This window comes from Pelistega suis (assembly GCF_013133795.1).
Taxonomy (GTDB): domain Bacteria; phylum Pseudomonadota; class Gammaproteobacteria; order Burkholderiales; family Burkholderiaceae_B; genus Taylorella; species Taylorella suis.
In genome coordinates this window covers 359,535-377,066 of the sequence record NZ_JABGBN010000001.1, presented here as the reverse complement: position 1 = coordinate 377,066, position 17,532 = coordinate 359,535, and the positions used below count along the sequence as shown (strand labels likewise).

Annotated in this window: 20 protein-coding genes and 1 pseudogene; 10 read left to right on the top strand and 11 right to left on the bottom strand. The window is 40.8% G+C overall.

What is annotated here, in order from left to right:
* Positions 1–17: 17 nt before the first annotated feature.
* From gsiC to HKX39_RS01865, 6 genes are read left to right on the top strand one after another with little or no spacing between them, the layout of a single operon-like run.
* Positions 18–938, top strand: a complete 921-nt coding sequence (gsiC, locus tag HKX39_RS01890; protein ID WP_171679610.1) for a glutathione ABC transporter permease GsiC — start codon at positions 18–20, stop codon at positions 936–938.
* Positions 939–949: 11 nt separating this feature from the next.
* The gene (gene gsiD / locus HKX39_RS01885; RefSeq protein WP_171679609.1) at positions 950–1,837 is read left to right on the top strand and encodes a glutathione ABC transporter permease GsiD; all 888 of its coding nucleotides are present in this window, start codon (positions 950–952) and stop codon (positions 1,835–1,837) included.
* A 6-nt stretch (positions 1,838–1,843) separates the two neighbouring features.
* Positions 1,844–2,899, top strand: a complete 1,056-nt coding sequence (locus HKX39_RS01880) for a DmpA family aminopeptidase (protein ID WP_171679608.1) — start codon at positions 1,844–1,846, stop codon at positions 2,897–2,899.
* 6 nt (positions 2,900–2,905) lie between these two features.
* Positions 2,906–3,730 carry a M55 family metallopeptidase gene (locus tag HKX39_RS01875; protein WP_171679607.1) on the top strand — a complete coding sequence of 275 codons (825 nt, stop codon included), beginning with the start codon at positions 2,906–2,908 and terminating at the stop codon, positions 3,728–3,730.
* 27 nt (positions 3,731–3,757) lie between these two features.
* The gene (locus tag HKX39_RS01870) at positions 3,758–4,708 is read left to right on the top strand and encodes an isoaspartyl peptidase/L-asparaginase family protein (protein ID WP_171679606.1); all 951 of its coding nucleotides are present in this window, start codon (positions 3,758–3,760) and stop codon (positions 4,706–4,708) included.
* A 59-nt stretch (positions 4,709–4,767) separates the two neighbouring features.
* Positions 4,768–5,589: a glycosyltransferase family 25 protein gene (locus HKX39_RS01865; RefSeq protein WP_171679605.1), complete on the top strand. Its 822-nt coding sequence runs from the start codon at positions 4,768–4,770 to the stop codon at positions 5,587–5,589.
* 49 nt (positions 5,590–5,638) lie between these two features.
* Here the strand turns inward: HKX39_RS01865 and HKX39_RS01860 are convergent.
* The 3 genes and pseudogenes from HKX39_RS01860 to gloB all read right to left on the bottom strand — a co-directional run bounded on the left by HKX39_RS01860 (position 5,639) and on the right by gloB (position 9,570).
* Positions 5,639–6,962: pseudogene (locus tag HKX39_RS01860) on the bottom strand (IS3 family transposase).
* 92 nt (positions 6,963–7,054) lie between these two features.
* Positions 7,055–8,758 carry a lytic transglycosylase gene (locus tag HKX39_RS01855; RefSeq protein WP_246225961.1) on the bottom strand — a complete coding sequence of 568 codons (1,704 nt, stop codon included), beginning with the start codon at positions 8,756–8,758 and terminating at the stop codon, positions 7,055–7,057.
* Between the two features lie 8 nt (positions 8,759–8,766).
* A complete protein-coding gene (gloB, locus tag HKX39_RS01850) occupies positions 8,767–9,570 on the bottom strand; it encodes a hydroxyacylglutathione hydrolase (protein ID WP_171679604.1) in 804 nt (267 codons plus the stop codon).
* Here gloB and HKX39_RS01845 point away from each other — a divergent pair.
* Together HKX39_RS01845 and rnhA are read left to right on the top strand one after the other, a co-directional pair.
* On the top strand, positions 9,559–10,239 hold the full coding sequence (locus HKX39_RS01845) for a methyltransferase domain-containing protein (protein WP_171679603.1): 681 nt from the start codon (positions 9,559–9,561) through the stop codon (positions 10,237–10,239). The two genes, gloB and HKX39_RS01845, sit on opposite strands and share 12 nt — an antisense overlap.
* Complete coding sequence (gene rnhA, locus HKX39_RS01840; RefSeq protein WP_171679602.1) at positions 10,236–10,676, top strand: ribonuclease HI; 441 nt, start codon at positions 10,236–10,238, stop codon at positions 10,674–10,676. The genes HKX39_RS01845 and rnhA overlap by 4 nt, the downstream gene beginning before the upstream one ends.
* Here the strand turns inward: rnhA and HKX39_RS01835 are convergent.
* Both HKX39_RS01835 and HKX39_RS01830 read right to left on the bottom strand, forming a co-directional pair.
* On the bottom strand, positions 10,673–10,891 hold the full coding sequence (locus HKX39_RS01835; RefSeq protein WP_171679601.1) for a hypothetical protein: 219 nt from the start codon (positions 10,889–10,891) through the stop codon (positions 10,673–10,675). The two genes, rnhA and HKX39_RS01835, sit on opposite strands and share 4 nt — an antisense overlap.
* Positions 10,892–10,981: 90 nt before the next feature.
* Positions 10,982–11,365, bottom strand: a complete 384-nt coding sequence (locus HKX39_RS01830; protein ID WP_171679600.1) for a YchJ family protein — start codon at positions 11,363–11,365, stop codon at positions 10,982–10,984.
* 80 nt (positions 11,366–11,445) lie between these two features.
* Here HKX39_RS01830 and HKX39_RS01825 point away from each other — a divergent pair, with 80 nt between their 5' ends.
* A complete protein-coding gene (locus HKX39_RS01825; RefSeq protein ID WP_171679599.1) occupies positions 11,446–11,988 on the top strand; it encodes a DUF924 family protein in 543 nt (180 codons plus the stop codon).
* On the opposite strand, the gene HKX39_RS01820 is transcribed toward HKX39_RS01825, so the two are convergent.
* Both HKX39_RS01820 and HKX39_RS01815 read right to left on the bottom strand, forming a co-directional pair.
* Complete coding sequence (locus HKX39_RS01820; protein WP_171679598.1) at positions 11,985–12,410, bottom strand: DUF2147 domain-containing protein; 426 nt, start codon at positions 12,408–12,410, stop codon at positions 11,985–11,987. The genes HKX39_RS01825 and HKX39_RS01820 overlap by 4 nt on opposite strands.
* 15 nt (positions 12,411–12,425) lie before the next feature.
* The gene (locus tag HKX39_RS01815; RefSeq protein WP_171679597.1) at positions 12,426–12,755 is read right to left on the bottom strand and encodes a DMT family transporter; all 330 of its coding nucleotides are present in this window, start codon (positions 12,753–12,755) and stop codon (positions 12,426–12,428) included.
* 46 nt (positions 12,756–12,801) lie between these two features.
* Between HKX39_RS01815 and HKX39_RS01810 the strand changes: the two genes are divergently transcribed.
* A complete protein-coding gene (locus tag HKX39_RS01810; RefSeq protein WP_171679596.1) occupies positions 12,802–13,974 on the top strand; it encodes a benzoate/H(+) symporter BenE family transporter in 1,173 nt (390 codons plus the stop codon).
* A 99-nt stretch (positions 13,975–14,073) separates the two neighbouring features.
* Here HKX39_RS01810 and HKX39_RS01805 read toward each other — a convergent pair whose 3' ends face one another.
* The 4 genes from HKX39_RS01805 to cysT all read right to left on the bottom strand — a co-directional run bounded on the left by HKX39_RS01805 (position 14,074) and on the right by cysT (position 17,528).
* Entirely contained in the window at positions 14,074–14,679 is a 606-nt protein-coding gene (locus HKX39_RS01805) for a nitroreductase family protein (protein ID WP_171679595.1), read from the bottom strand.
* 124 nt (positions 14,680–14,803) lie between these two features.
* On the bottom strand, positions 14,804–15,847 hold the full coding sequence (locus tag HKX39_RS01800; RefSeq protein ID WP_171679594.1) for a sulfate/molybdate ABC transporter ATP-binding protein: 1,044 nt from the start codon (positions 15,845–15,847) through the stop codon (positions 14,804–14,806).
* Complete coding sequence (gene cysW, locus HKX39_RS01795; protein ID WP_171679593.1) at positions 15,844–16,707, bottom strand: sulfate ABC transporter permease subunit CysW; 864 nt, start codon at positions 16,705–16,707, stop codon at positions 15,844–15,846. Before cysW ends, HKX39_RS01800 begins: the two co-directional genes overlap by 4 nt.
* Positions 16,704–17,528 carry a sulfate ABC transporter permease subunit CysT gene (gene cysT / locus HKX39_RS01790; RefSeq protein ID WP_171679592.1) on the bottom strand — a complete coding sequence of 275 codons (825 nt, stop codon included), beginning with the start codon at positions 17,526–17,528 and terminating at the stop codon, positions 16,704–16,706. The genes cysW and cysT overlap by 4 nt, the downstream gene beginning before the upstream one ends.
* Positions 17,529–17,532: the final 4 nt, after the last annotated feature.

Here is a 17,532-nt window from a genome sequence, read left to right as displayed (position 1 = left end):
CTTAAAAGACAAACGAAATGCTATCTTATTTAATAAAAAGAATTCTAGGGATACTACCAACGCTTTTTATCATCAGCGTAGTTGTATTTTTATTTGTACATTTACTTCCCGGTGATCCAGCTATTCTTGCCGCAGGTCCTGAAGCAGATGCAGAAACCGTTGAGCTTGTTCGTCAAAGCTTAGGCTTACATTTACCCTTACACGAACAATTTTTCCACTATATTAGCAATTTATTGCAAGGTGATTTAGGCACTTCTCTTCGCACCAAAAGAGCCGTTCTAGACGAGATTGCAGCTCGCTTTATGCCTACTATGCTACTGACCATCACGAGTATGTTATGGTCTGTATTCTTTGGTTTGATTATCGGTGTTGTCTCAGCCGTATGGCGTAACCGTTGGCCTGACCGCCTATTTATGACCCTCGCTGTCTCAGGTATTTCCTTCCCTTCATTTGCGTTAGGGATGATTCTTATCCAATTTTTTGCCGTTGACTTAGGTTGGTTACCTTCTATCGGTGCAGATAGTTGGAAACACTATATATTACCCTCTCTCACCTTAGGTGCCGCTGTAGCTGCCGTTATGGCTCGCTTTACCCGAGCTTCGTTTGTCGAAGTGATTAATGAAGATTTCGTCCGCACGGCTCGTGCCAAAGGTCTAAGTGAATATATCGTTATTATTAAACATAGCCTACGAAATGCACTAATTCCTGTTGTAACCATGATGGGACTGCAATTTGGTTTCCTCTTAGGTGGATCAATTGTCGTAGAAACTGTATTTGCTTGGCCAGGTATGGGTTCATTACTAGTAGATGCCGTCAATGCTCGTGATTACCCTGTTATTCAAGGGCTCGTTTTATTATTCTCTCTAGAGTTTATCGTCATTAACCTTATCGTTGATATTTTATATGGCGCTATTAACCCAACAATCCGCTATAAATAAAAGGGTTTCTTATGTCTAATTCTGCCAATACTCTCCAACATTCTACTACCGAAATTCGCACACCTCTCAGCGAGTTTATCCGTAAGTTTAAAAAACAAACCTTGGCTATGTGGGCAGGTGCATTTGTGCTACTTCTTGTCCTTATTGCTATTTTTGCACCATGGCTGGTACCCTTTGATCCAGAGAATTTCTTTGATTATGACCGTATCAATGAAGGTCCATCTACACTACACTGGATGGGTGTGGACTCATTAGGTCGCGATATCTTTAGTCGTATTATTATGGGAACTCGCATTTCTCTTGCTGCGGGGTTTATTTCAGTCGCTCTTGGTGCAGCAGTTGGGACCATTCTTGGCTTATTAGCCGGTTACTATGAAGGATGGACCGATCGCCTAGTTATGCGTATTTCTGATGTTCTCTTAGCATTTCCAGGTATTCTATTAGCTATCGGTGTTATTGCTGTTCTTGGGCCAAGTATGATTAATGTCATTATTGCTGTGGCTGTCTTTAGTATTCCCGCTTTTGCACGATTAGTTCGTGGCAATACGCTTGCACTCAAAAATATGACCTATGTAGAGGCAGCTCGTAGTCTAGGCGCCTCTGATTTTTCAATTATTTTTAAGCATATTCTGCCAGGGACTATTTCACCAATTGTCGTCTATGGCACCATGCGTATCGGCACTTCAATTATTACTGCGGCTTCACTCTCTTTTATTGGCTTGGGTGCTCAACCACCAACCCCAGAATGGGGCGCCATGCTCAATGAGGCTCGTGCAGATATTGCTTTAGCACCGCATATTGCTCTTTTCCCTGCATTGGCTATTTTCTTTACTGTTTTAGCCTTCAACCTATTAGGTGATGGCTTACGCGATGCTCTGGATCCAAAACTCAAACAATAACAAGCTATGAATAAAATTCTTTTTAGCGAACATATTCCCCCAAAAGTGGGAATTCTTCCAGAAGGACCACATAACCGCCTCAGTGATGTAGCAGGCATTACTGTAGGTCAGGTAACGCTCAATCAAGGTGACATCCAAACAGGGGTTACGGTTATCTATCCTCATCAACAGGATTTATTTTTAAATAAAGTGGCTGCAGGTGCATCAGTCATTAATGGCTTTGGAAAAAGCATTGGTCTGATTCAATTAGAAGAGTTAGGGACTATTGAAACACCTATTGCACTAAGCAATACCTTTGCGGTTCCTATTCTCGCACAAGCACAAATTAGACAAGCCTTTACTCAACACCCTCAAATAGGGAGAGAATGGTCAACCGTGAATCCTTTAGTGCTGGAATGTAATGACGGTGTCTTAAATGATATTCAAGCACTGGCAATTCAAGAGTCTCACTACACAGAAGCCTGTAATTGTCAGCAAACTCATATTGAACAAGGCTCTGTGGGTGCTGGCAGAGGAATGCGTAGCTTTGGACTAAAAGGAGGGATAGGAACTGCCTCTCGCTATGTTACATTTAAAAAGGACTATCTCATCGGCGCTCTTGTACTCTCTAATTTTGGTGCATTACCCTACTTACATATTCAAGGGCATGCGATTGGTCAAAAAATTGAAGCCCTACGACAAGTCGAAGCACATACGGATAAAGGTTCTATCATTATTATTCTTGCTACAGATGCGCCATTAGACGCTCGGCAATTAAAGCGCTTAAGTATGCGTGCTGCTGCCGGTCTTGCCAGAACAGGCTCAAACTACGGGCATGGTAGTGGTGATATTGCCGTCGCCTTTTCAACCACAAATCGTATTCCTCATGACGCATCTCAATCTATTCCCCAACCATCCTTCATTCATGAAACGGCATTAAATGATTTCTTTAATGCTGCTGCAGAAGCAACCGAACAAGCAATTATCAATGCTTTATGGTATGCAACAGAGATTAAAGGAAGAAACAACTATCACTGCCCTACATTGAAATACTATCTTCATCAACTTGGACTTATAGGATAACTTACTATGAAAATTTTAATTTCGACTGATATCGAAGGGGTTGCAGGTGTTGTTGCTCCCGAACAAGTTCGTCCGGGTAATAATGAATATGAAAAAGCACGCCACTGGATGACTCAAGAAGCAAATGCGGCCATTGCTGGTGCATTTGCTGCTGGGGCAACCGAAGTATTTGTCAATGACTCTCATGCTATGTTTCGCAATCTTATCGCCTCTAATATTGACAATAGAGCGACGCTAATCACGGGTAAACCAAGACTATACAGCATGATGTCAGGTTTAGAATTTGGGGTCGATGGCATTGCCTTAGTCGGTCATCACTCACGAGCGCAAGGTAAAGGCGTATTAGCACACACGATTAATAGCTTTGCTTTTGCACGTATTAATGTGAACGGCATAGATGTCGGAGAACCGTCACTATATGGTTTACTTGCAGGAGAAAAAGGTGTACCCATTATTTTTGGTAGTGGTGATCAATATTTAGCCTCAGAAAACCAAGACTATTTCCCTTATGCTGTTTGGGTACAAACCAAATTTGCGATGGGTCATACTAGTGCCGCTAGTAAAACCATTGATGCTTCATGTGCACTTATTCAAGAAGGTATGCAGCATGCTGTTCATCAATTACGCCAAGGGAAAAACAAACCCTTCACGATAGAGGGACCTTATGTATGCACAATTCAAGCAAGCTCCCCATCCCTTGCTGACGCTTTCTGCCTACTTCCAGGAACATCGCGTTTGGACGGCGTTCAACTTCAATTTACTCAAAACTCTATTGAAAACGTTATCCGTACAATTAATGTTTTTTCTACCATGTCAGCCGCTTTGCGTTAGACAGCTTTATTAAATGAGACTTTTCTAATGAAAAAACCAGTTATTGCTATTCATGGCGGTGCAGGCGCCATTTCTAAAGAACATATCACTCCTGAGCAAGAGCATGATTATCGTCATGCCTTAGAAGAAATTGTATTAGCCGGTTCACTTTGTTTAAAAAAAGGAGGAAGTGCATTAGATGCTGTTACGCTTGCCGTTACTATGCTTGAAGACAATCCATTATTCAATGCTGGTAAAGGTGCTGTCTTCACCAACAAAGGCACACATGAATTAGATGCGTCAATTATGGATGGTAGCACGCTTGCTTGTGGTGCTATTGCTGGCGTTAAGCATATCAAGAACCCTATTCAGACAGCTCGTGCCGTCATGGAAAAGAGCCAACACGTTTTTTTCATCGGCGAAGCGGCAGAAAGTTTTGCAAAAGAACATAATCTGCCACTCGTTGAACCAAATTACTTTAGTACAGAAGCTCGCTATCAACAACTATTAACAGCGCAAGGTCTAGGCAAAGTGGCTCTTGATCATGACGTAAAAACATCCGCGCCACTAGATGAACGCAAGAAAATGGGAACCGTGGGTGCTGTTGCTTTCGACCAATATGGTAATCTAGCATCTGCTACCTCTACTGGAGGGATGACCAATAAAGTCGCGGGGCGTGTGGGTGACTCCCCTATTATTGGAGCAGGATGCTATGCCAATAATAAAACCTGCGCCGTATCTAGTACGGGGCACGGTGAAATGTTTATCCGTTCAGTTGTCGCTTATGATGTATCTGCCCTAATGGAATATGCAGGGCTTAGCCTACAAGCAGCGTGTGATAAGGTTATCTATGAAAAACTCCCCGCTATTCAAGGCAGTGGAGGAATTATCGCTGTAGATAAACAGGGCAATGTCTATTTACCCTTTAATTCGGAAGGTATGTATCGTGGCTATGCTTATATCGATGAGCCAGCTTATGTTAATATCTACAGAGATTAATATACTCTTTCCTTATTTTCTGTATTCTACTTAAGCAGAATTTGACAAGTGCCGATACTATGCTAAAAAATTTTGTTATCAGTATGACTTCTGCCGAACATCGCCGCGAGCATATTCATCGAGAGTTCGGCAAACATAATATTGCTTTTGAATTTTTTGATGCTATCACGCCTAGCATTGGTCTTGACAAAGCCATAACACAATTTGTACCAAACTTAGCTAACGTCAACAGTTTAAGCAATGGAGAAAAGGCATGCTTTATGAGCCATGTCCTGCTATGGCAAAAATGTATTGATGAGGATTTGCCTTATATTGCAATTTATGAGGATGATATTTTGTTAGGAAAAGATAGTCAATACTTTCTAACAAATAATCAATGGCTATTGGATATTTTTCCATCTCCAAATGACTTCTTTATTCTACGATTTGAAACGATGCTGATGAAAATCGGTGAAAAGCCTTTCAAACACATCCCTTGTTCTTCATCAAATACACCATATAAGTTAAACATTCTCACTAGTACACACTACGGTGCAGCGGCTTATATTGTTTCACAAGCAAGTGCAAGATATTTATTAAATCTTGTACGAGAACTGCCTGTGCATCATCTAAAACCGTTAGATCATATTCTCTTTCGTCGTTATCTAACCGTACCTCAACTACAAGTTTATCAATTAAATCCCGCCATCATTATCCAAGAAAAATTCTTCTTAAAAGAAAAAAGTAATTTAGACAGTGATATCCAAGTCGAAAGAGTCGCTACACTTAAAAAAAGTAAAGAAAAACTTTCTGTACTAGCCAAACTCTCTAGAGAAATTAAAAAAATCCCTGACGCTATTCGTAAAGCGTTTATCTACAAAAAAGTCGATTTTCATCAATAATAAAAAAGGGAAATCCAATGTTGATCTGACCCCAAAAAGTTAGATTAATTTAGTTCAAGGACTGTGTTCGATATTGTATCGGGCTCAGTCCTTTTAATTTTAATTGAATCCTCTCTTCATTGTAATAACGAATATAGTTTTTGACTGTTTGTTCAATTTCATCCACACTCTCAAAGGTCTTGCCGTAAAAACATTCTATTTTGAGTCGTCCAAAAAACTCTCCATCGCGGCATTATCTAAAAATTTCCGTTTCTTGACATACTTTGTGACATGCCTTTGCGCTGTAAAATTTGTTGATACGCTCGCATTTGATAATGCCACCCTTGGTCTGAATGCAAAATGGATTTGGCACTTTCTGGTAATGCTTTAATCACCTCTTGCAACATCCCTTTGACTAAAAGCCAATTTGGACTTTTGCTTAAACCAAAGGCAATAATTTCATTATTAAACGTATCTAAAATAGGTGAAAAATAAAGTTTTTGACCATCTTTCGCTTTGAACTCCGTGATATCCGTTACCCATTTCTCATTCGGTTGATTTGCCTTAAAATCACGTCTTAATAAATTAGGCGCTATTTTACCTATCTCACCTTGGTAGGACGAATATTTTTTACGTCTTCTCAATGTCGCTTGAAGCCCCATCTCTTTCATCAATCGTTGCACTCGCTTATGGTTCACCCCGGTTAATGTCGCTGTTACGCGACGGTAACCATAACTCGGATGCTTCTGCTTTATCTGAATTATTCGTTCCCTTAAGGCAGCATCTTTATCAGGTCTGCACCTTAAGTAATAAAAAAATGTACTACGTGCTAGTTGAGCAATGGCTAATAAAAGCTCCAACGGATAGTCAACCCTCAACGCTTGGACGGCTTGCGCCTTGTGGCTTGGTCTCGTTTGACTATCTCGTCCAACTTTTTTAGATAGGCTACCTCCGCTTCTAGGGCGAGAATCTTTAAGCGTAAGCGTTCTTCTTCCGTTTTAGGTGTTGGAGGCATTTTGGCATATTTAGGTTTCATACTCGGACGACCTTTAGGTTTGGGCAATAACCCTGTTATACCTTGCTCTTTAAAAAACTTTCAACCAATGGCTAATCATCCCTGAATTTGAAATGCCAAAATAAAGTGTGGCTTGTTCCGCCGTGAGTTCATTATCCAGTATAGATTGAATCACTTTTAATTTGAATTCTGTTGAATACTCCCGTTTGGTCCCAATAACGGCTAAACCACGACTTCCTGAGTACTGAAACTGGGCTATCCAACGACGAACTGTCTGATGTGGAAGTAAAAAATGTTCAAGCGTTTTGACAAAATCTTCGTTGTGTTCGACGTAAAACTCGACAACTTGCTGTTTAAATGCTTGGTTATATTTAGTCATAAAAAATCTGCACCTTAATAAGTTGAAAACTTAGTCCAACTTTTGGGGTGCAGATCATATAGATTTCCCTTTAAACTTCTTATCCCGTCTGATTAGCTTTGTACACCAGAACCTGGCATACGTAAACGTTCACCGGTACGTATTTCTCGTGCACCTAAATTATTTAAAGCACGGATATTCTCAACTGTTGTACCATAACGACGAGATAGAGAATAAAGGGTATCACCTGCTACAACTGTATGAACAACAGAACCACCACTTGTTCTCTGTGTATACATTGGTGCACTTGCTGCTCGTGTACCCACTGTACTTGTCGCTGGATTATATGTTGCACTATAAGTAGCTGGAGCAACAGGTGCCGGGGTTTGTGTTACCGTCGATGTCTGTTGTGATGGCGCATTCCCTGTAGGATTAGCCACTAAACTCGCAATCAAATCCTCATTAGGTGGTTCTGCGGTCGGTGTCGGCGGCACCTCAGCAGCAGGCGATGCTGGCACTGGCAATGCCGGTGGACGACGGGTCGCTGTCGATACTAAACGAGCTTGAGGATTACTATTTACTGCGCCTAAACGAACATCTGGGTTAACCTGACGAATCGGAGGTGTTTGCACAGGCAAGTTAACTTGATTACTAGCTAACATGGTAGCGCTATCCGCAATAGGGTTAGCAATATCACGTGTATCAATACCTGACGGTGATGAGTTCATTGATACACCTGTACGAGGCACAATTAATGTACGAGAAGAAATCGCAACATTTTGATTACGCCCATAACCATTCATTGATTTTAACGATTCTAATGAAATCCCATGACGCTGAGCAATAGTTGCTAAAGACTCGCCCGGTGTAGGTGTATAACCTTTCCAAGAAGATAATTCACCTTTGTGCTGTTTGAGATTTTTTTCGTACTGTGCAATATTTTTCTTTGGTAATAAAATACGCGTACGATGCTCTCCCAAAATCACCTGACGCTTATTGGCAGGATTAAGTAATCTGAATTCCTCATCAGAAATACCCGCTAAACGTACAATAGTACTGACATCAATATCCTTATCCTTAACGACCTCCACAAAGTAAGGTTGGTCTGGTACATGTGGTAATGTCACACCATATTTCGCAGGATTTGCAATAATTCTTTTAATGGCAAGTAGCTTAGGAACATAATCCCGAGTTTCATTAGGCATGCGTAAAGAAAGATAGTCCGTACCTCGACCTTGGGCAGCATTACGCTCACGAGCACGACGCACGGCTCCCTCTCCCCAGTTGTAGGAGGCCAATGCTAGATGCCAGTCATTTCCTTGGAATTTATAGAGATAGGATAAGTAATCTAATGCCGCACGTGTAGAATGCACCGTATCACGACGCTCATCTTTCCACCAGTCTTGTGCTAAGTTATAGTGCGTTCCCGTACTAGGAATAAACTGCCATAAACCAGCGGCTTTCGAACGAGATAACGCCGTCGCATTATAAGCACTTTCTACAAATGGTAGCAATGCTAGTTCAGATGGCATATTACGTTTTTCAAGTTCTTTAGTGATGTAGTAAATATAACGACTAGAACGTTGCGCCATCGTTTGGATAGATGTAGGACGTGCAGCATAATAATTGGTCCAATAATCCACCTTGGGATCATTGTCCAAATTAGGCATATCAAAACCTTTACGGATGCGTTCCCACACGTCTTTTTGTTGCTTCTTAAGCTCAGACGATGAATAAGACTTATGACTTCCACCAGAGGAAGCACACCCTACCAATAATGCTGTTAGTGCAATAAGTGCATAACGAACTGCTTTCATAATTTTCTCTAAAAATGGTTCTTCCACTCACGTAGTACGCTAAAAACTTCTGCGCGAGAAGATAAAACATGACCAGCATACGCCTGTGCGGCTTGTTGCACGGTCTGCTCGCCAACCCTCAAAAAAGGATTGGTTTTTAATTCTTGCTCTAAGGTGGTTGGCACCGTAGGCAGCGCTTGCTCTCGCAAACACACCGCCTCCCGCTCCCAATGCTGCAAATCAATATTGTTAGGTTCCACCGCTAGGGCCCATCGAATATTCGATAAAGTATATTCATGAGCACAATACAACAGAGTATTCTGACTCATTTTCTTAAACTTATCAAGGCTTTGCAACATTTGTGTAGAATTTCCTTCAAATAATCGCCCTGAACCACAAGAAAATAAAGTATCACCACAAAATGCAATGGTTTGACCATTGCTCATCTCTCCGACATAAGCGACATGATCTAGGGTATGCCCTGGCACCTCTAAAACACGTAAGACCAAATCCAATGGTGCTAATGATACAAGATCATCCTCCTGAACATAAGTATCAATCCCTTGGATTATTGCATTCATGGGACCATATACATGGGCGCCTGTCAGCTCAACTAAATCAAGAACCGCCCCTGTATGGTCGTGATGGTGATGTGTAATCAAAATTGACTTTAATTGTAATCGTCTTTTTGTCAAATAGTCTATGATAGGATCTTTTTGTCCAGGGTCTACTATACAAGCATAGCGTCCATCCTCTATTATCCATATATAATTATCATTAAACGCAGGGATAGGCTCAACTTTTATCACGGCAACACCTTTATGGATAAACATCTTGTTCAAATTTTTCATCACTGGTTGGCAAGCTCTCAAGGGCAGGCATTAACACGCCAGGAACAAATGAAGGTAGCACCTATTCTCACCAATACTTTTGGCTATCTCGCTCTACAAGTTGGCTTGCCTCATATCGACTATCTCACCAGTAATCGCTCACGAAAAAAACTTATTGTATCAAGCCAAAATACACATGCATACACGTATAAATACCCATGTATTCAAGCACCTGCTACTCACATTCCCTTAGAAGAACAATCCGTCGATTTGATTGTTCTTCCTCATACACTAGAATTAAGCACGCAACCAAAAGAGATTTTAAAAGAAGCTCATCGACTCTTAATTAACGAAGGACAATTACTCATTACTGGATTTAATCCTTGGCATATCGGCATGTTACGAAGACTGTATCGTTCTCATCATTTACCGACTCTTCCCTACCAACAATTCATTTCTATTTCCAAAATCAAGGAATGGTTTACACTATACGGTTTTGAAATAAATCGTCAATCATCTCATATTCGACATTGGGGTAAAGACGGTATTTTTTATATTTTGACAGCGCGTAAACGTAGTCTAGGCATGCACTTAATTGGCCCAGCCATTAAGAAAAAAAATCCTTCTGCTATTAAACCCGCTGTCGCAACCCAAAAAACGCATAAGCAATGAATACTGAAGACTTTGTTGATATATGGACAGACGGCGCTTGCAAAGGCAATCCTGGTAAAGGTGGCTGGGGTGTATTACTCCAGCACGGAAAGCACAAAAAAGAACTCTTTGGTGGTGAACTTGAAACAACAAATAATCGCATGGAGATGACAGCAGTTATCCAAGCACTTTCCGCTCTCAAACGTCCATGCAAAGTACGTCTACATATTGACTCACAATATGTACAAAAAGGCATTAATGAATGGATGTCTGGTTGGGTTGCACGAGGGTGGAAAACAGCAGATAAAAAACCTGTCAAAAATCAAGACTTATGGCAAACGCTTAATGAGTTATGTAAAAAACATGAAATCTCATGGATTTGGGTAAAGGGGCACGCAGGTAACCCAGGTAACGAGCGTGCAGATGCTTTAGCTAATATGGGCGTTGAACAACTTTAAAGACACTTTGCTTGACGAGCATGCTCACGCGCTGCCTCAGCATTCATCTGTTGACGATATTGTGTTAGAAAATCACCTCCGGGATTGCGTTGAGCACTAGGTGCTTGGATAACCTTACCCATAATTTGTGAGCATTCTGCTGTTTTATTATCATCTACCTGTCCTGTCGAACAAGCGCTCAACAATAACATCGTGGGGAATACCAACTTTTTCATAAAAACCTCTTTTTACCATCACTTAAGCTAAAATTAGCCAACTGTATTGTACAAAATTTACTCATTCTAAAGGAAAAACATATCCTCTAATCAAACCGTTGGATCCTTAAAATACCACTGCCCTTGAATTTTTAAGAATATCGACACTTCGTGATGAGTTTTACGCTCTCCATTCTCTTGGTAGTACGCCTCAAACTCAACCTTAGCCTGAGGAACACCACTAATAGGTTTATACTTTAAAATACGCAAGCCTTGCCAATCCGTTTGCTCACTCCATGTCGTTATCGCCACCACATCTAACTTGGCCTGTTGGGCTGGAATGGTTGTCTTTACAATATAATCAACTTTATGTAAGACGTAAGCGCTATAACGCGATCGCATTAACTGCTCTGCCGTTTTCGGTATCGCCTTCGCTAAATGAAAAGGCTCACAACACTCTACATATAATTTTTCAGAACAACAAGGACATCGCATTCTTATCACTTCTTAAAAGATGCTTTAAACATCTTATACTATACTCTTTTAATAATCTTCTCTCATCTAAAAAGCAAACTATGACGCAAGCAACAACAATATTAGACTTTTGGTTCAAAGAAATATCACCTGAGCTTTGGTTTAAAAAAGACGCACAATTTGACCAAACCATACAAAATCGTTTCAGTACAATATGGCAAACGGCTACACAAGGAGAGCTTGCTGAATGGCGCTCTACTATCTATGGTCGCCTTGCAGAAATCATCGTGCTAGACCAGTTTTCTCGCAATCTACATCGCGACAATCCGCTTGCTTTTGCCTATGACGGTATGGCCTTGGCATTAGCACAAGAAGCCGCAAAAGACAGTGGTTTTTATCAACTATCTCGCTTAGAGGCTGGATTTTTATTGATGCCCTATATGCACTCTGAATCTGCTTTTATCCACCAACAAGCCGAAATTTTATTTAAAAATTACGGTACAGATAACAACTATCAATTTGAATTGAAACATAAAGCTATCATTGATTGCTTTGGTCGTTATCCGCACCGCAATAGTATATTAGGTCGCCAATCTACTATTGAAGAACAGGAGTTCCTCAAGCAAGAAGGTTCAACTTTTTAGTCAATTCTCGACCATACTTGGGTACGTCCTAATAGAGAAACGCCCATAAAGCCTCGAAGTTTAAATTTCTGACCATTATCAATCAGCTCTGCTTTGAGGCTATAGACTTCACCTTTAGCTGGGTCGAGAATCGTTCCTTCACCCCATTTATTGTCACCTACCTTTTTCAAGGCCCAGATAATAGACATCCCCTCAATAGGTTTATCTTTTTTATCACCCTTACACTTTACACAAATAGCACCCGGCTTTTGATTTAATTTAATAATCGTCCCTCGTAAATCGCCATTCTGATCTTGCGTGATACGCACAACTGCTTTTTTAGCCCCATCCTCGTCAATCGACTGCCATGTCCCTAGGGGAGACTGTGCCATTGCGGCTAATGGCGTCAATGCTAAACATAATGAAAGTAGTCCCTTTTTCATCGCCTTCCTCCTTAATTAGTGTCCAACACTTTTTGAAAAGACATTAATAATAACGACACCCAAGATAATCAAACCTAATCCTATCATTGCCACTATATCTAATGTTTGTTTATAAAGGAAATAACCAATACATGCAAGTGCGACAATCCCTACCCCAGACCAAATCGCGTACGCAATACCGATAGGAATTTGCTTTAACGCTAGAGATAAGAAATAGAAACTGATAATATAGCTCATGATGGTAATAATGCTAGGACCTAGTTTAGTAAATCCCATGGATGATTGTAGATTAGAAGTAGCTATCACCTCTGCTACAATTGCTATAGCTAAATATAACCATGTCATAAAAGTGTCCCAGAAAAAATTTTGCTTATTATAAAGTAAAACCCATATGGTCAAACCCACCTTCTCCGCTAGCCATTTTGCTGCCGCACTGACGGCAATTTTAGTTTCCTATGGTTCTGCAGCTGTCATTATCTATCAAGCAGCTTCGTCCTTTGGCGCAACACCCCCTCAGATTAGCTCTTGGTTTACTTCACTCAGTTTAGCTTGTGGTGTATTGACTTTATTTTTATCTTTACGTTACAAAACACCTATTATGGTGGCTTGGTGTACTCCCGGTGCCGCACTAATGGTCGACATGCAAGGCATTCAACTTCCTGAAGCTACTGCCGCTTTCATCTTTGCGGCAGCCTTAATGTTTTTTTTCTCCGTCACAGGTTTGTTTAATCGCCTTGCTACACTTATTCCTAAAACACTCGCCAGCGCTATGTTAGCTGGCATCTTAATCAACTTCGGGTCAAAAGTCTTTATCGCTATGGAAGAGCAAACCTTGCTGGTTGCTCTCATGCTTATGACTTTTTTATTAAGCAAAATCCGTTTTGCCCGCTACAGCTTGCTCTTTATGCTGATTATCGGTTTTACAACAGCCTATCACCTGGATTTATTAAAACTCGAACAACTCACCTGGAGTCCTCCTCAACTCGTTTGGGTCGCTCCCTCTTTTAATCTCCAAGCGATGATAAGTGTAGGCGTCCCTTTATTTATTACCTCTCTTGTCACACAAAATGTACCCGCCATGGCTATTTTACGTATGCATGGTTATACAACCGTACCAGATAAGCCACTTGTCATCTCCTCTAGCCTAGCGACTATGTTGATGGCACCATTGGGTGCATTCAAAGTTAACCTTGCCGCCATCAGCTCAGCCATTACGATGGGGAGCGATGTAGATCCGGATCCTAGCAAACGTTATATGGCCAATGTATGGTTAGCGATTCTATATTTCATTATGGCCTTGCTAGGCGGGGCTGTCGTATCATTACTTAATGCACTCCCTTCTGCCTTACTTCTATCTCTAGCAGGTATTGCTATCTTCGGTACTCTGCTTAGCAATATCTCTCAAGCATGGTCAGAGGAAGCTACTCGAGAAGCTTCCCTTATTACTTTATTAGCTAGCGCATCTGGAATGACTCTTTTAGGAATTGGTAGTGCTTTCTGGGGCTTGCTCATCGGCATTATGGTTTACCACTTAAACCAATATATTGAGCGCAAAAAGAAATAGGCAAAAAAAGCCACTTAAATCCTCAGAAAATCTGATTCATTAAGTGGCAAGAGGGGAAGTCTATACAAATTATCTTTTATATCAACGGCATAAAACTAATTATACACCAAAAACTTTAAAGCGATCAGCATCATTCATATAGGCTTTCTCAGCTGCAACTGCCTCAATGCTACCAAAAGGCATCTGAGCACGCAACTTCCAAGTGGCAGGAATGCCCCATTCTTTTATAATATCACTATCAATCAATGGGTTATAGTGTTGTAACGTTGCACCAATACCTTGTTCGGTTAACGCTAACCATACCGCATATTGTGCAATACCGCTTGCTTGCTCAGACCAGATTGGGAAGTTATCCGCATAAAGTGGGAATTTTTCTTGTAAACCCTTAACAACATCTTGGTCTTCAAAGAACAACACCGTACCAAATCCTGTCTTAAATGAACCATTGATTTTCTTCTCAGTCACAGCAAATGCCTCTGCAGGAACGATAGGACGTAGCGCATCTAATGCCATATCCCAAACTTTATGATGGGCATCACCAAATAAAATCACCGCACGAGAAGATTGTGAGTTAAATGATGACGGTGCTTCACGGACTGCCTTTTGGATGACATCTGTAATCACAGACTTATCTAAAGTGACATTTTTACCAATGGCATAAATAGAACGACGTTGTTGTTGTAACTCATAAAATGTTTTGCTCATCATGATTTCCTTTTCAAATTTTTAAAAACCACTAAATGTGTTTTGTATGTGTTCCATTATGAGCCGATACAGCAGTGCAATCAAGCTACCAAATTGCAATTCACCATTAACTCTGAGTTAATAATCAATGCACAGGAAATAATTGCAAGGCTTTTGGAATGAGATAAACACCATCATTTACGTGATAAGGACATTGTTCTGCGGTCACTAAGACTTCAATAAAACGCTCTGTTCTTGCATCAAAAATCGTTACACGTAAAAATGATCCAACATCATGAATATGCTTAATAGTCCCGCTTAACATCGCTCCGTCAGCCTGATTGCTTAATAGCCATTGATGGGGGCGTATATAGGCAGAGTAAGCACCATCACTAAGGTTCTGTGCTAAAGGATAGGTATACTGTTGATACGTCCATTGATTGGACTGTACATCACCGTCAAAACGACTCACCTCCCCAATAAACTCAGTCACAAAAGGCGTATCTGGTTGATGATATAAGGTTGACGCATCACCCACTTGTTCAACATGACCATGGTTCATCACTACGATTTTATCTGAGACCTCCAACGCTTCTTCTTGATCATGCGTAACTAATAAACTGGTAATATGCAGCTCTTGGTGAATATCACGTAACCATTGACGCAACTCTTTACGCACCTTGGCATCTAAGGCACCAAATGGTTCATCTAATAATAAAATTTTTGGCTCTACTGCTAGAGAACGTGCTAAAGCAACACGCTGCCGTTGTCCTCCTGATAATTGATGAGGCAAAGAATTTGCTAAATGAGGCAATTGAATCAATTTCAATAGCGACATCACTTTTTCATGAATTTCATCTTTTGAAGGACGAATACGACGAGGCAATACCGATAAACCAAAGGCAATATTATCGTACACACTCATATGGCGAAATAGCGCATAACTTTGAAACATAAAGCCAATCTTACGTGCTTGTACTGGCATGTGAGTAACGTCCACACCATTTAGCAGAATCTGTCCTGTATCCGCACTTTCCAACCCTGCAATAATTCTCAATAACGTTGTTTTACCACAGCCAGAAGGTCCTAACAAAGACACTAATGCCCCTGTTTCAACATCAAGATTAATGTTTTTTAAAGCATGAAATTGACCAAAATGCTTTTCAATATGCTTAACTTGAATACTCATTCATCACTCACTTTTAAATGATTTTTACGCACCTGTAGATAAGCTAAGACGTGCTGTAAAATCAGGGTAAATAATGCCAGAAAAGCCAAAAGACTAGCTGCTGCAAAAGCACCCACAAAGTTATATTCGTTATATAAAATCTCTACATGCAAGGGTACTGTATTGGTTAAACCTCGAATATGCCCAGATACCACACTTACCGCACCAAACTCCCCCATTGCACGTGCATTGGTTAAAATCAGACCATAAAGCAATGCCCATTTGATATTGGGTAAAGTCACTCGCCAAAACATTTGCCATGCTGAAGCACCCAGAATTAAAGCGGCCTGCTCCTCTTGATCTCCTTGACTCTGCATTAAGGGCATAATCTCACGAGCCACAAAGGGAAAGGTCACAAATAAAGTGGCTAATACAATGCCCGGTACAGCAAAAATAATTTGAATATGGTGACTCTCTAACCAAGCACCCAAGACACTATGTGCCCCAAATAACAGAACAAACATCAAACCAGCCACCACAGGAGACACCGCAAAAGGTAAGTCCAACAAGGTTGTAAATAATTGCTTGCCTCTAAAGTCATAACGACTTAATAACCAAGCAATAGCAATGCCTATAACAGCATTGACTGGTACAACAATAGTAGCCGTTAATAAAGTTAATTTTATCGCCGATAAAGCATCAGGGTCTGTTAATGCCGCAATATATAAATCCACCCCCTGACGTAATGCTTCAATAAAAATTGAGATTAAAGGAATAAGTAACATTACCGCCAAAAATACCAATACCAAACCAATTAAGGTATAGCGCATCCATCTTGGCTCAACAATTTTTCTGGGCTTATGATTCGTTAATGGATTCATACTTTTGCCCCCAATCGTTTACTAAAGAACCATTGTGTGATATTAAAGACAAAAAGAATCACAAAAGAAATCAATAACATAAATAAAGCCACCGCAGAAGCACCTGCCACATCAAACAGCTCTAATTTTGCCGTAATAATGACAGGCAAAATCTCTGATACATAAGGAATACTACCCGCAATAAATACGACTGAACCATACTCCCCCGTTGCACGAGCAAATGCCATCCCCGATCCCGTTAATAAAGCTGGTATGAGCTCTGGTAATACGACTCGTCTAAAAATCGTCAAATGACCTGCTCCTAAGGTTGCGGCTGCCTCTTCTAATTCAGGTGACAAATCTTCTAATACGGGTTGTACGGCTCGCACAATAAAAGGAAAACTCACAACCACCAATGCCAACCAAATCCCTAAGGGTGTAAATGCAATTTTGAAATCAAACCAGCGCCCTAACCATCCACTCGGGGCATATAAAGTCGCCAGTGCAATCCCCGTCACGGCGGTGGGCAATGCAAACGGCAAATCCACTAAGGCATTAACAACACTACGACCAAAAAACTGATAGCGTACAAGCACCCATGCGGTCATCGTACCAAAAACAAGATTCGTCAAAACCGCAAAAAATGACATTTTTAAGGTCAAGTAAATAGCCGCCAATACCTGTGCATGAGAAATCGTTTCCCAAAATTTACTCCACCCCATTCCTGCGGTGTGATAAATCAACATCGCAAAAGGAATGAGTACCAACAAGGATAGCGTAAAAAGGCTGATGCCGAAGCTTAAACCAAACCCCGGCAATATCGTACGTGACTTCAGTAACACATCA

Excerpts from the sequence above, each read along its gene's own strand:
- gsiC (WP_171679610.1), top strand. The coding sequence starts at position 18 with ATGCTATCTTATTTAATAAAAAGAATTCTAGGGATACTACCAACGCTT.
- gsiD (WP_171679609.1), top strand. The coding sequence starts at position 950 with ATGTCTAATTCTGCCAATACTCTCCAACATTCTACTACCGAAATTCGC.
- HKX39_RS01880 (WP_171679608.1), top strand. The coding sequence starts at position 1,844 with ATGAATAAAATTCTTTTTAGCGAACATATTCCCCCAAAAGTGGGAATT.
- HKX39_RS01875 (WP_171679607.1), top strand. The coding sequence starts at position 2,906 with ATGAAAATTTTAATTTCGACTGATATCGAAGGGGTTGCAGGTGTTGTT.
- HKX39_RS01870 (WP_171679606.1), top strand. The coding sequence starts at position 3,758 with ATGAAAAAACCAGTTATTGCTATTCATGGCGGTGCAGGCGCCATTTCT.
- HKX39_RS01865 (WP_171679605.1), top strand. The coding sequence starts at position 4,768 with ATGCTAAAAAATTTTGTTATCAGTATGACTTCTGCCGAACATCGCCGC.
- HKX39_RS01855 (WP_246225961.1), bottom strand. The coding sequence starts at position 8,758 with ATGAAAGCAGTTCGTTATGCACTTATTGCACTAACAGCATTATTGGTA.
- HKX39_RS01845 (WP_171679603.1), top strand. The coding sequence starts at position 9,559 with ATGGATAAACATCTTGTTCAAATTTTTCATCACTGGTTGGCAAGCTCT.
- gloB (WP_171679604.1), bottom strand. The coding sequence starts at position 9,570 with ATGTTTATCCATAAAGGTGTTGCCGTGATAAAAGTTGAGCCTATCCCT.
- rnhA (WP_171679602.1), top strand. The coding sequence starts at position 10,236 with ATGAATACTGAAGACTTTGTTGATATATGGACAGACGGCGCTTGCAAA.
- HKX39_RS01835 (WP_171679601.1), bottom strand. The coding sequence starts at position 10,891 with ATGAAAAAGTTGGTATTCCCCACGATGTTATTGTTGAGCGCTTGTTCG.
- HKX39_RS01830 (WP_171679600.1), bottom strand. The coding sequence starts at position 11,365 with ATGCGATGTCCTTGTTGTTCTGAAAAATTATATGTAGAGTGTTGTGAG.
- HKX39_RS01825 (WP_171679599.1), top strand. The coding sequence starts at position 11,446 with ATGACGCAAGCAACAACAATATTAGACTTTTGGTTCAAAGAAATATCA.
- HKX39_RS01820 (WP_171679598.1), bottom strand. The coding sequence starts at position 12,410 with ATGAAAAAGGGACTACTTTCATTATGTTTAGCATTGACGCCATTAGCC.
- HKX39_RS01815 (WP_171679597.1), bottom strand. The coding sequence starts at position 12,755 with ATGACATGGTTATATTTAGCTATAGCAATTGTAGCAGAGGTGATAGCT.
- HKX39_RS01810 (WP_171679596.1), top strand. The coding sequence starts at position 12,802 with ATGGTCAAACCCACCTTCTCCGCTAGCCATTTTGCTGCCGCACTGACG.
- HKX39_RS01805 (WP_171679595.1), bottom strand. The coding sequence starts at position 14,679 with ATGAGCAAAACATTTTATGAGTTACAACAACAACGTCGTTCTATTTAT.
- HKX39_RS01800 (WP_171679594.1), bottom strand. The coding sequence starts at position 15,847 with ATGAGTATTCAAGTTAAGCATATTGAAAAGCATTTTGGTCAATTTCAT.
- cysW (WP_171679593.1), bottom strand. The coding sequence starts at position 16,707 with ATGAATCCATTAACGAATCATAAGCCCAGAAAAATTGTTGAGCCAAGA.